The 11955-nt window shown below is 72.8% G+C and carries 11 protein-coding genes; 10 read left to right on the top strand and 1 reads right to left on the bottom strand.

The genetic code is table 11. The features are described from left to right. The first annotated feature begins 53 nt into the window (after positions 1 to 53). The 8 genes from ACIGNX_RS25765 to ACIGNX_RS25730 all read left to right on the top strand — a co-directional run bounded on the left by ACIGNX_RS25765 (position 54) and on the right by ACIGNX_RS25730 (position 9365). Positions 54 to 851, top strand: coding sequence for a 2-amino-3,7-dideoxy-D-threo-hept-6-ulosonate synthase (locus tag ACIGNX_RS25765; RefSeq protein WP_396543265.1), 798 nt, complete (start codon positions 54 to 56; stop codon positions 849 to 851). An 85-nt stretch (positions 852 to 936) separates the two neighbouring features. Beyond that, a complete protein-coding gene (locus tag ACIGNX_RS25760) occupies positions 937 to 2010 on the top strand; it encodes a 3-dehydroquinate synthase II family protein (protein ID WP_396543264.1) in 1074 nt (357 codons plus the stop codon). 6 nt (positions 2011 to 2016) lie between these two features. Then, on the top strand, positions 2017 to 3405 hold the full coding sequence (locus ACIGNX_RS25755) for a class I adenylate-forming enzyme family protein (RefSeq protein ID WP_396543263.1): 1389 nt from the start codon (positions 2017 to 2019) through the stop codon (positions 3403 to 3405). Between the two features lie 24 nt (positions 3406 to 3429). Continuing rightward, the gene (gene idi / locus ACIGNX_RS25750) at positions 3430 to 4008 is read left to right on the top strand and encodes an isopentenyl-diphosphate Delta-isomerase (protein ID WP_396543262.1); all 579 of its coding nucleotides are present in this window, start codon (positions 3430 to 3432) and stop codon (positions 4006 to 4008) included. Positions 4009 to 4400: 392 nt separating this feature from the next. Beyond that, entirely contained in the window at positions 4401 to 5615 is a 1215-nt protein-coding gene (locus ACIGNX_RS25745) for a DUF1996 domain-containing protein (RefSeq protein ID WP_396543261.1), read from the top strand. Next, positions 5612 to 7333: a discoidin domain-containing protein gene (locus ACIGNX_RS25740; RefSeq protein WP_396543260.1), complete on the top strand. Its 1722-nt coding sequence runs from the start codon at positions 5612 to 5614 to the stop codon at positions 7331 to 7333. Before ACIGNX_RS25745 ends, ACIGNX_RS25740 begins: the two co-directional genes overlap by 4 nt. Before the next feature lie 56 nt (positions 7334 to 7389). Beyond that, entirely contained in the window at positions 7390 to 8391 is a 1002-nt protein-coding gene (locus ACIGNX_RS25735; protein WP_396543259.1) for a LacI family DNA-binding transcriptional regulator, read from the top strand. A 323-nt stretch (positions 8392 to 8714) separates the two neighbouring features. Beyond that, positions 8715 to 9365, top strand: a complete 651-nt coding sequence (locus ACIGNX_RS25730) for a DUF998 domain-containing protein (protein ID WP_396543258.1) — start codon at positions 8715 to 8717, stop codon at positions 9363 to 9365. Here the strand turns inward: ACIGNX_RS25730 and ACIGNX_RS25725 are convergent. Next, on the bottom strand, positions 9332 to 10939 hold the full coding sequence (locus ACIGNX_RS25725; protein ID WP_396543257.1) for an AMP-dependent synthetase/ligase: 1608 nt from the start codon (positions 10937 to 10939) through the stop codon (positions 9332 to 9334). The two genes, ACIGNX_RS25730 and ACIGNX_RS25725, sit on opposite strands and share 34 nt — an antisense overlap. A gap of 45 nt (positions 10940 to 10984) precedes the next feature. On the opposite strand from ACIGNX_RS25725, the gene ACIGNX_RS25720 reads away from it, so the two are divergent. Together ACIGNX_RS25720 and ACIGNX_RS25715 are read left to right on the top strand one after the other, a co-directional pair. Beyond that, positions 10985 to 11533: a TetR/AcrR family transcriptional regulator gene (locus ACIGNX_RS25720; protein WP_396543256.1), complete on the top strand. Its 549-nt coding sequence runs from the start codon at positions 10985 to 10987 to the stop codon at positions 11531 to 11533. Positions 11534 to 11537: 4 nt separating this feature from the next. Then, positions 11538 to 11945, top strand: coding sequence for a hypothetical protein (locus ACIGNX_RS25715; protein WP_396543255.1), 408 nt, complete (start codon positions 11538 to 11540; stop codon positions 11943 to 11945). Positions 11946 to 11955: the final 10 nt, after the last annotated feature.

Here is an 11955-nt window from a genome sequence, read left to right as displayed (position 1 = left end):
TTCGACCACCCTGCTGGATGGCCGACACCGGACCACGAGGAGGTGTGAGCGACATGACGAAAGCTCTGCGCCTGCGGCGCCTTTCCCGACCGCGCGACGACAGGTACCTCTTCGTCCCGCTCGACCACAGCGTCTCGGACGGCCCGGTGGTCCCGCGCGACCGGTGGCACGAGCTGATCGACTCGGTGGTCGTCGGCGGCGCCGACGCCATCATCGTCCACAAAGGACGAGTCCGGACGATCGACCCCTCCGTGCTCGCCGGCTGCGCGCTGGTCGTGCACCTCAGCGCGGGCACCGCGCACGCCGCCGACACCAACGCCAAGGTGCTCGTCGGCGAGGTGGACGAGGCGCTGCGGCTGGGCGCCGACGCGGTGAGCGTGCACGTCAACATCGGCTCGGACACCGAGGAGCGCCAGCTCGCCGACCTCGGAGTGGTGGCCAAGGCGTGCGACGAGTGGAACGTGCCGCTGATCGCCATGGCGTACCCGCGCGGGCCGCGCATCGCCGACCCGAACGACCCCGCCCTGCTCGCGCACGTGGTCAACATCGCGGTCGACCTCGGCGCGGACCTCGTCAAGACCAACCTCGCCCGGCCCGCGGCGCGGATGGCCGAGGTGGTGGCCAGCTGCCCGATCCCGGTGCTCGTCGCGGGCGGCCCGGCCGGCGCGGGCAGCGTGGTCGACCACGCCCGCACCGCGATGGCGGTCGGCTGCGCCGGCCTGGCCGTCGGCCGCCGCGTGTTCACCGCGCCCGCGCCGATGTCGCTGGTCGCGGAACTGGCGTCGATCGTCCACGACGACACCGAGGCGGACCTGGTCCGCGCGATGACGGGGGTAGTCGCCTCGTCATGACCCCGTTGCCAGCGGCCGCCGCCGGTCACCCGACCGGCGGCGGCCCGTCCGCACGCCGATCGGGCACTCACCCCTTGGAGAACCGTTGAAGTTCGCCTGGATCGACCTCCGCACCGTCCCCGAAGCGCACCGCGAGGCCGTCGTGGACGCCGCCGTGCACGCCCGCCTCGCCGGCGTCGTGTCCGACGACCCGGCGCTGCTCGACGCGCTGCCGCCCACGATCACCCGCGTGCTCGTCGCCGACGCCGCCGTCGAGAGCCCGCACCTGGTCACCGTGGTCGTCGACGACCAGGACGCGCTGGAGCGGCTCACCACCGACGCCGCGTTCGTGCAGGTCCGCGACGACCGCACGCTCAAGCTCGCCTGCGCCGCCGCCGTGCGGCTCGGGCACACCGTGGTCGCGTTCACCGACCCGACGAAGATCCCGCTGGAGATCGTCATCGCCGCCGCCGACGGCTCGCCAGGCAAGCTGGTGACCGTCGTGGAGGACCTCGAAGAGGCCGCGATCGTGCTGGACGTGCTGGAGCACGGCTCGGACGGCGTGCTGCTGGCGCCGCGCGACGCCAACGACGTGTTCAAGCTGGCCAGGCTGCTGGAGGCGACCACCCCGCCGCTGAACCTCACCACGCTCACCGTCGAGGGCATCACCCACAACGGCCTCGGCGACCGCGTCTGCGTGGACACCGCGTCGCACTTCCAGGAGGACGAGGGCATCCTCGTCGGCTCGTTCTCCTCCGGGTTCATCCTGTGCTGCAGCGAGACCCACCCGCTGCCCTACATGCCCACCCGGCCGTTCCGGGTCAACGCCGGGGCGCTGCACTCCTACGTGCTCGGTCCGGACAACCGCACCAACTACCTGTCCGAGCTGCGCTCGGGCAGCACGGTGCTCGCCGTCAACTCCGAGGGCCGCACCCGCAAGCTCACCGTCGGCCGGGCCAAGCTCGAGTCGCGCCCGATCCTGACCATCACCGCGCACTCGCCCGAGGGCGTCGAGGTGAGCCTGACCGTGCAGGACGACTGGCACGTGCGGGTGCTCGGCCCCGGCGGGAAGGTCCGCAACGTCACCGAGCTCCAGCGCGGCGACGAGCTGCTCGGCTACATCGCGACCGAGCAGCGGCACGTGGGCATCCCCATCGGCGAGTTCTGCAAGGAGTCCTGAACCGAGATGCGCGAGTTCGTCACCGACCTGCTGGCCCGCCACGGCGACGACCTGCCGGTGTTCACCCACGACCACACCGTGACCCGCGGCTCGCTGCGCGCCTCGGTCGCCGCCGAGGCCGCCGTGTTCGCGGCGTCCGGGGTGGGGGAGGGCACCACGGTCGCGGTCCAGGTGCCGCCCAGCTTCACCCAGCTGGAGGCGGTGCTGGCGCTGTGGACGCTCGGCGCGAGGGTGGTGCCGATCGACCACCGGCTCACCCCCGCCGAGGTCGGCGTGCTGCGCGAGCTGGCCCGGCCGCAGTTCGTCGTGCGGGCGACCGACCGGTTCACCGGCGCGTTCCGCGAGCGGTACGAGCTGGTCACCGAGCGCCGGCGCGACGGCCTGCCCGCCGCGACGCGGCACCGGCTGGTGCAGTTCACCTCCGGTTCGACCGGCCGGCCCAAGGTCGTCGGCCGCAGCACCGAGTCGGTCATCCGCGAGGTGATGCGGTTCGCCGCCGCGGGGGACATGGCCCGGCACGGCGAGAAGTTCCTGATCCTCAACAACACCGCCTACAGCTTCGGGCTGATGGGCGGGCTGCTGCACGCGCTGGCCGCCGGGGTCGAGCTGGTGTTCGCGACCCGGTCCTCCTCCGCCGAGGACATCCTGCGCGCCGCGGGCCGGCACCGGGTCGACTTCCTCTCCGGCCAGCCGTTCCACTTCGACCTGCTCGCCAAGGCGGGGCCGGCCGAGGGGGGTCCTGCCGGGGCGGATCCTGTCGGGGCGCTGCGGACGGTGCGCGGCGCGCTGGCGGGCGGCGAGCTGATGCCGCCGGAGGTGGCCGAGGCGTTCGCCGCCGTCCACGGGTTCGCGGTCGGCGAGTGCTTCGGCACCACGGAGACGGGCGCGTTGACGATGGACGTGAGCGGCGCGTCCCGGCCGTCGGTGGGCAGGCCGCTGTCCGACACCACCATCCGGGTGCGCGAGGGCCTGGTCGAGGTCGCGTTGGACGAGTCGCCGTACCTGACCGAGGACGACGGTCCCTCCCGTTACTCCGACGGGTGGTTCCGGACGGGTGACCGCGGCGAGTTCGACGCCGAGGGCAACCTGCGGCTGCTGGGCCGGTCCGACTCCCTGGTCATGGTGCGCGGCTTCAACGTGGACCTGACCGAGGTGGAGGGCGCGCTGCGGGCCCACCCGCTGGTCACCGAGGCCATCGCGGTGTACGACGCGGCGGTCCAGGCCTACATCTCGACCGGGTCGGACACGCTCACGTCGGACCAGGTGGCCGCGTGGTGCGCGGAGCGGCTGGCCGAGTTCAAGCTGCCGGAGCGGGTGCACGTGCTGCGCGCGCTGCCGCGCACGCCCAGCGGCAAGCTGGTGCGCAACCCCAGGGTGCTCGCCGACGCGCGGTGATCGCGGTTGTGGCAGGGTGGGCGTGTGGAACAAGTCGTGCTCCTGGACGAGTCCGGTGCCGGGATCGGCGTGGCCGACAAGGCCGCCGTGCACCACACGTCCACCCCGCTGCACCTGGCGTTCTCGTCGTACCTGTTCGACGGGGCCGGTCGGCTGCTGCTGACCCGGCGAGCCCTGCACAAGAAGACGTGGCCCGGGGTGTGGACCAACTCGTGCTGCGGGCACCCCGCGCCCGCCGAGCCGGTGGTGGCGGCGGTGTCGCGGCGACTGGCCGACGAGCTGGGGCTGGCCGGCGTGTCGCTTGACCTGGTGCTGCCCGCGTTCCGCTACCGGGCGGTGATGGAGAACGGGGTCACGGAGAACGAGATGTGCCCCGTGTTCCGCGGCGTGGTCACCGGCGACCCGGAGCCGAACCCGGACGAGGTGGACTCGTTCGAGTGGGTGTCGTGGGCGGAGTTCGCGCCCGCCGTGCTGGCCGGCGCCCGTCCGGTGTCGCCGTGGTGCGCGTTGCAGGTGGCCGAGCTGTGGGAGCTGGGCCCGGACCCGCTGGCCTGGCCGACGGCCTCGCCCGACGCCCTGCCCCCCGCCGCCCGCCTGCCCTGACCGCCACCGGCGCCCCGAACGCAGAACCCCCGCGCCCCGAACGCAGAACTCCCGCCCTCTGAACGTAGGACTCTCGCGCTCCGAACGTAGGACTCACGCGCTCTGAACGTAGGACTCTCGCGTGAGTCGTACGTTCAAGCCGCGTGAGTCGTACGTTCAGGTCGCGAGAGTCCTACGTCCAGGACCGGTGAGTTCAACGCTCAGGTGAGAGAGCGCTCTCTCGGTCGGTGTTCCGGGATGACCGGAACCCGGCACTTTCCTTGACTGATACAGGGGGCGGTCCTACGTTCCGCTGTGAGAGCGCTCTCTGAAACCTCCCTGTAACGCCCTTCGAAAGGGGAGTCGTGATCCCCACCATTCGCCGATGGCGTCGTTTGGTCACCGCACTCACCGTGGCGGTGCTGACCACGTCCGCACTGACCTTCGTCACCTCTCCCGCCTCGGCGGCCCCGGAACTGCTGTCCCAGGGCAAGGCCGTGGCCGCCTCCTCCACCGAGAACGGCGGTACGCCCGCCTCCGCCGCCGTCGACGGCAACGCGGGCACCCGGTGGTCCAGCGCCGCGTCCGACCCCCAGTGGCTCCGGGTCGACCTCGGCACGTCCACCGCCATCAGCCAGGTCACGCTGAACTGGGAGGCCGCCTACGCGCGCTCCTTCCAGCTCCAGACCTCTGCCGACGGCAACGCTTGGACCACCGTCGCCACCGCGTCGGGCACCGTCGGCGTGCAGACGCTGGCGGTCTCGGCCACCGCGCGGTTCGTCCGCGTCTACACCACGGCCCGCGCCACCCAGTACGGCGTGTCGCTGTGGGAGTTCCAGGTGTTCGGCCCGCCCACCACCAGCGGTCCGATCGTGCGGGTCGCCGAGTTCCTGGCGGAGTGCCCGTACAGCCACCGCCTGCCGGACGACCCGATCGTCGCGCCGAACCTGCCGGGCGCGTCGCACATGCACAGCTTCTTCGGCAACACCACCACCAACGCCCGCACCACCGTCCAGACCCTGCTGACGGGCACGAGCACGTGCAACCCGGGCGTCGACCTGTCCTCCTACTGGGTGCCCACCCTGTACGCGGACAACCAGCCCGTCGAACCGACCGGCACCACGTTCTACTACCTGGGCGAGGGCGTGCGCGACGACGTGATCGCGCGCATCCAGCCGTTCCCGCTCGGCCTGCGGATCGTCGCGGGCAACGCGAAGGCCACGGCCCCCGACGCCAGCACGATCTCGCGCTGGTCCTGCCTGCACGCCGGGCACGTGGGCGCGTCCAAGGACTTCGTGAACTGCCCGGCGGGCACGATGCTGGAGTCCTACCTGGACTTCCCGCAGTGCTGGAACGGCCGTGACCTCGACTCGGCCGACCACAAGAGCCACATGGCCTACCCGGTCAACGCCGAGTGCCCGGCGACCCACCCGGTCCCGGTGCCGAAGCTGCGCCAGGTGCTGCGCTACCCGGTCAACGGCGACCCGGCGCGGTTCCGGCTGGCCTCCGGGCCGGGCTTCACGATGCACGGCGACTTCTTCAACGCCTGGCCGGAGGCCGAGCTGGCCCGCCGGGTGCGCGACTGCATCAACCCGATCATCAAGTGCGGCGCGGACGGTCGCCCGTGACCAGGTCATCGCTGATCCGCGCCGGCGCGGCCCTCGCGCTGCTGACCGCGCTCGTCGTGCCGACCACGGCGGTGCGAGCCGCCGAGTGCGGCACGGGCAACGCGGCGCTCAACGCCCCGGTCACCGCGTCGTCGGTGGAGACGGGCAGCCCGTTCACGGCGGCCTCCGCGGTGGACGGCAACGCCGGCACCCGCTGGTCCAGCGCGTTCAGCGACCCGCAGTGGCTGCGGGTCGACCTGGGCGCGAGCCGGGAGGTCTGCGGCGCGACGCTGCAGTGGGAGGCCGCGTACGCGACGGCCTACCAGATCCAGGTCTCCGCGGACGGCTCGACGTGGACGACCGCCTACCAGACCACGACGAGCACGGGCGGCACGCAGAACGTCACCTTCACCGGCACGGGCCGCTACGTCCGGGTGTACACCACGGCCCGCGCCACGCAGTACGGCGTGTCGCTGTGGGAGTTCGCCGTGCGCACCGGCACGGGCGGCGGCAACCCCCAACCCGGTGAGCAGCTGCTGTCCTACAACAAGCCGGCGTTCGCCTCGTCGTTCCAGGACGACGGCGCGTGCCCCGGCTGCACCCCGGCCAAGGCGCTGGACTTCAACCCGGCCACCCGCTGGGCCACCAGCGCCACCACCGGCTGGGTCGACCCCGGTTGGATCTACGTCGACCTCGGCGCGACCGCCCAGGTCAGCAAGGTCGTGCTGCAGTGGGACCCGGCGTTCGCCACCGGGTTCCAGATCCAGACCTCGGCCGACGCGGCGAACTGGACCACGATCCACACCGTCACCAACGGCACCGGGTTCAAGCAGACCCTCGCCGTCAGCGGCACGGGCCGGTACGTGCGGGTGAACCTCACCAAGCGCAGTGGCCAGTACGGCTACTCGCTGTGGGAGTTCCAGGTCTACGGCACCGGCGGCAGCCCCACCGCGCCGCCGCCGCAGGCCCCGGACCCGGGCAACCCGCTGCGGCTGGTGTGGAGCGACGAGTTCAACGCGGCCTCGGGCACCCGCCCGGACGCGACCAAGTGGCGGCCCGAGGTCGGCACGGGGCAGAACGCGGAGCTGCAGTACTACACCGACAACCGCAACGCGTTCACCGACGGCGCCGGCAACATGGTGCTGGAGGCCAGGCGGGAGGTCACGCCGGGCTCGGCGTGCCCGGTCGACCCGGTCAGCGGCAGCGGCACGTGCCAGTACACCTCGGCCCGGATCATCACCGAGGGCAAGGCGTCCTGGACCTACGGCCGCGTGGAGGCCCGGATCAAGGTGTCGGGCACCAAGGGCCTGTGGCCCGCGTTCTGGATGCTCGGCACCGACATCTTCAAGGGCACGCCGTGGCCCGCGAGCGGTGAGATCGACATCATGGAGCACCTGGGTCGCGAGCCGAACACGGCGTACCAGACGATCCACGGCCCGGCGTACTTCGGCGGCGGCGGCATCGGCCAGGCGCGCGACACCGGGCAGGACTTCGCCAACGCGTTCCACGTGTTCCGCCTCGACTGGAACAGCCGGGGCATCACGTTCAGCATCGACGACGTGACGGTCCTCTCCATCGACAAGGCGACCGTCGAGGCCACGCGCGGCCCGTGGGTGTTCGACAAGCCGTTCTTCATCCTGCTCAACAACGCGGTGGGCGGTGACTGGCCCGGCCCGCCGGACGCCACCACGGTCTTCCCGCAGCGCATGCTGGTCGACTACGTCCGCGTCTACCAGTGACGCCGGAGGTGCGGTCCCGCCTCGGCGGGGCCGCACCTCCCGGTATAAAGGCTGACGTGGACCGCAGACCAGTCACGTTGGAGGAGGTCGCGCGGATCGCGGGGGTTTCCCGGGCCACCGTGTCCCGGGTCGTCAACGGGGTCGCCACGGTGGACCGTGAGCTGCGCCAAGTCGTGGAGAAGGCGATCTCCACGACCGGGTACACGCCCAACCGCGCGGCGCGTTCGCTCGTCACCCGCAGGGCCGGTGCGATCGGGCTCGTCCTGCCCGAGGAGGGCCGGACCGTGCACGACCCGTACTTCGGGCGGGTGGTCAGCGGCGTGCTGCCGGTGATCCGCCCGCTGGGCGTGCAGCTGGTGCTGACCACGGGCGACCACCGCGAGGTGGTGGACGACATCCGCCAGCGCCGGCTGGACGGCGTGATCCTGATCCACACGCACGGCGCGGACCCGCTGCCCAGGCAGCTCATCGACGCGAACCTGCCGGTCGTGCTCGCCGCGCGTCCGGTCCGGCCGATGTCGATCACCTACGTGGACGTGGACCAGGCCGCGGGCGCGGGGCTGGCGGCCGACCACCTGGTGGCCTCGGGCTGCCGGCGGCTGGCGACGATCACCGGCCCGCTGGAGACGCCCGCGGGCCAGGACCGGCTGCGCGGCTTCCGCGAGGCGGTGGCCCGGCACGGCCTGCCGGAGCCCGCGGTGGTCGAGGGCGACTTCTCCCGCGAGGGCGGCGCGGAGGCGGCCCGGCGGTTGGCCGGCGCGGACGTGGGCGGCGCGGACGTGGACGGCCTGTTCATCGCCTCCGACCTGATGGCGACCGGCGCGCTGCCGGTGCTGCGCGCCGGCGGTCGCCGGGTGCCGGAGGACGTCAAGGTGGTCGGGTTCGACGACAGCAGCCCGGCCGTGGAGTGCGACCCGCCGCTGACCACCGTGCGGCAGCCGGTGGAGGACATGGCGGCCGAGATGGCGCGCCTGCTGGTGGAGCGGGTGGAGCGGCCGGACCGACCGGTCAGCTCCGTGGTGTTCGCCCCGACGCTCGTGGTCCGCCGGTCGAGCTGAGCCCGCCGGTCGAGTCGAGGGCGCCGGTCGAGCCGGATCCGCGGGGTCGAGTAGAGCGCGCCGGTCGAGTAGAGCCCGCCGGTCGAGCCGGGTCCGCGTGATCGGGTCAGGTCCGCGTGGTCGAGTCGGGTCTGCGCGGTCGAGTCGGGTCTGCGTGGTCGAGTCGAGCCGCGCCTGTCCGGGGGCTGTCGGTCCGGGCGCGGCGGAACCCGGACCGGTCCTGGTCCGTTCTGTCCGTTGTGCCCACCTCACCGCCAACCCCGCCGCCCACCTCATCGCCCGCCCCGGCCCGCTCGGCGGCCCGCTTCGCCGCCCTCGGTGGCGTGACCGCGGTCGTGCTGACCATCGCCCTGGTCGGCGGGCTGGACCTCTACCGGCTGCGCGGCTCGACCGCCCACCTGCGCCGGACCATCAGCGAGTACGCCCTGGGCCCCTACCGCTGGGTGTTCGACACGGGCGTGCTGCTGCTGGTCGCGGGCTCGCTGGCGATCCTCGCCGTGCTCGTGCGGAGCGGGGTGGCGAGGTGGCGCTCGGCGGGCTCGGTGGCGTTCGCCGCGTGGTCCGCCGGGCTCGCGCTGGTGGTGATCTTCCCGAAGAACAACTGGGCGCTCGGCCCGAGCGCGAGCGGCAGCATCCACCGCTTCGGCAGCCTGCTCGCCTTCGTCGCGCTGCCGCTGGCGGCCGTGCTGCTGGCCCGGCCGTGGCGGCGCGACCCGGTGTGGGGCGGGCACGCCCGGTGGACGTTCCGCCTCGGCGTGCTGTCGGCGGTGGCGTTCACGCCGATCCTGTACGCGATCGCGGTGGACGTCGTGGTCGGCACGTCCTGGTGGCGGGTGATCCCACTCGGCCACGTGGAGCGGCTGCTGGTGCTGACCGAGGTGGTCGCGGTGCTGGTGGCGGGCGTGTGGGCCGTCGCGGCGGCCCGCCGGCCCGCCGGACCTCAGGAGTACAGGCCGTCCAGCACGTCCTTGTAGCGGGTCTCGATCTCCTTGCGGCGCATCTTGAGGCTCGCGGTGAGCGTGCCGTCGTCCACCGAGAAGTCCTCCGGCAGCACGGCGAACTTCTTGATCGTCTCGTGCCGGGCCAGCTTGGCGTTGGCGGCCTCGACGGCACGGCCGACCTCGGCGTCCGCGTCCAGGTCGGCGGGCGCGAGGTCCGGGTCGACGGTGACCAGCGCGACGCAGTAGTTGCGACCGTCGCCGTGCACCAGCACGTTGCCGATGTACGGGCTGTTGGACTTGACCAGGCCCTCCACCGCCTGCGGCGCGACGTACTTGCCGCCCGAGGTCTTGATCAGCTCCTTCTTGCGGTCGGTGATGCGCAACCGGCCCGCCTCGTCCAGCTCGCCGATGTCGCCGGTGTGCAGCCAGCCGTCCCGCAGCGCCTCGGCGGTCTCCTCGGGCAGGCCGTGGTAGCCGCGCATGACCCCGCGCCCGCCGATGAGCACCTCGCCGTCGTCGGCGATGCGGACCTCCGTGCCGACCAGCGGCGGGCCGACCGTGCCGAGCCGGTTCGCGTCCGGCCGGTTCACGAACGACGCCGCCGACGACTCGGTCAGGCCGTAGCCCTCCAGGATCGTGATGCCCGCGCGGTCGAAGAACTCGCCGACCGGCCGCGACAGGGGCGCCGAGCCGGACACGAAGTACTTGATCCGACCGCCGACCCGGTCCCGGAGCTTGCGGAACACGAGCCTGTCGGCGACCTTGCGGCGCAGCGCCCAGTCCGGGTGCTCGGCGACCTCCAGCGCCCAGTCGAACAGCCTGGCCCGGACCCCGCCCGCCTCGCGCATGGACGCCACGACCCGCTGGTGGATCTTCTCGAAGATCCGCGGTGCGGCGGCCACCACCGTGGGGCGCAGCTCCTGGAGGTTGGCCGCGATCCGGTCCACCTCACCGTCCACGGCGGTGGGCACGCCCGTCGCCAGCATGCCGACCTGGAGGACCTTGCCGAACGCGTGGGACATCGGCAGCCACAGGAAGTGCAGGTCGTCGGGCGTGAGCACGCCCAGTTCGCGGATGGCCTCGGCGGTGTAGAGCCAGTTGTCGTGGGTCAGCTCGACGCCCTTGGGCGTGCCGGTGGTGCCGGAGGTGTAGATCAGCGTGGCCAGCCGCTCCGGCGTCAGCTCGTCCACCATCGCGTCGTAGTCGCCGGTCGGGCCGTCGGGCTCCCAGTCGGGCGTGACCACCTTGGCGTCGACCCGGCCCGCGAGGTCCGGGTCGGCGACCACCAGCACGCTGCCGGAGTCGCGGACGATGTGCGCGACGACGTCCGGGGTGCTGCTGGGGTAGATGGTGGTCGTCACGCCGCCCGCCGCCAGCACCGCGAGGTCGGTGAGGATCCAGTCCGCGCTCGTCGCGGCCATGATCGCGACCCGCGCCTCGTCCCGCACGCCCAGCGCCCGGAAGCCCAGCGCCCGCCTGCGCACCTGCTCGCCCACCTCGGCCCAGGTCAGCGAGGTCCACGCGTCACCGGTGCGGAACCGCAGCGCCTCCGCGTCCGGGGTCTCGCGCACGCGTTCGCGCAGCAGATCGGGGATGGAACGGGCCACGGTGACCTCCAGGGAGCGACGCTCTAGAGCGGTACTCTAACGGGCGTGGGAGCGACCGGTCGGCGGGCTGTGCTCGACGCGGCCCTCGCGCTGGTCGACGAGGGCGGGCTGGACGCCGTCACGATCAGCGCGCTGACCGCGCGGTCCGGCGTGTCCAACGGCAGCGTCTACCACCACTTCGGCAGCCGGGCCGGCGTGTTCGCCGTGCTGTACGGGGAGAGCTTCGCGCACTGCGTGGCGGCGATGCTGCCGGCGCTGGACGACGGTGACGCGCAGCGCGCCGTGCGGGGGGCGGTGGCGCGGTACCTGGGGTGGGTGGTCGAGCACCCCGGCCGGGCCCGCTTCCTCTACGCCGCGCCGACGACCGCCGACCCGGCCGCGAAGGCGGAGGTGTTCGAGCCGGTCACCCGCTGGTTCGCCGCCCGGATGGCGGCGGGCGACCTGCGCGAGTTCCCGCTGTGGGCGCTGGACCCCGTCGTGATGGGGCCCGCGCACGAGTGCGCCCGCCGGTACCTCGCCGGCGGCCTCGACCTGGCCGAGGCGTCCCGACCGGTCGGGGATGCGGTGTGGGCGGCGGTCGCGCCCGTAGGGTGATCGCATGGCCACTTGGGGCGACCTCGCCGCGTACGTGCACGACACCTACGACGTCATCGCGGAGAACGAGGACGAGATCAGGATCCTGTTCAACTTCGAGCAGTACGACGAGGACGACGAGCGGACCCAGGTGGTCGTCCTGGTCCGCGAGGTGCTCGACAAGATGCACGAGTGGGTCCAGATCGCCTCGCCGATCGGGCTGGCGGCGAACGTCGACCTGCACGCGTTCCTCGCCGAGGTCGGCAACTCGACCATCGCGTGCGGTGCGGCGATCATGGGGGAGCACGTCGTGCTGCGGCACTCCCTGCCGCTGGCCGACCTCGACATCCACGAGTTCACCGAACCGCTGGCGCTGCTGGCGGGCACGGCGGACCGGCTGGAGGAAACGTTCTTCGGCGGCGACGACTACTAGTGCTAACTTC

This window comes from Actinosynnema sp. NPDC053489 (assembly GCF_044544865.1).
In the GTDB taxonomy this organism is placed as follows: Bacteria; Actinomycetota; Actinomycetes; order Mycobacteriales; family Pseudonocardiaceae; genus Actinosynnema.
Note: the sequence above shows the minus strand (reverse complement) of the source record. Positions and strands in the feature narration are given on the sequence as shown.

What these genes read in the sequence shown, in the direction of transcription:
- ACIGNX_RS25765 (WP_396543265.1), top strand. Translation starts at nt 54, where the DNA reads ATGACGAAAGCTCTGCGCCTGCGGCGCCTTTCCCGACCGCGCGACGAC.
- ACIGNX_RS25755 (WP_396543263.1), top strand. Translation starts at nt 2,017, where the DNA reads ATGCGCGAGTTCGTCACCGACCTGCTGGCCCGCCACGGCGACGACCTG.
- ACIGNX_RS25715 (WP_396543255.1), top strand. Translation starts at nt 11,538, where the DNA reads ATGGCCACTTGGGGCGACCTCGCCGCGTACGTGCACGACACCTACGAC.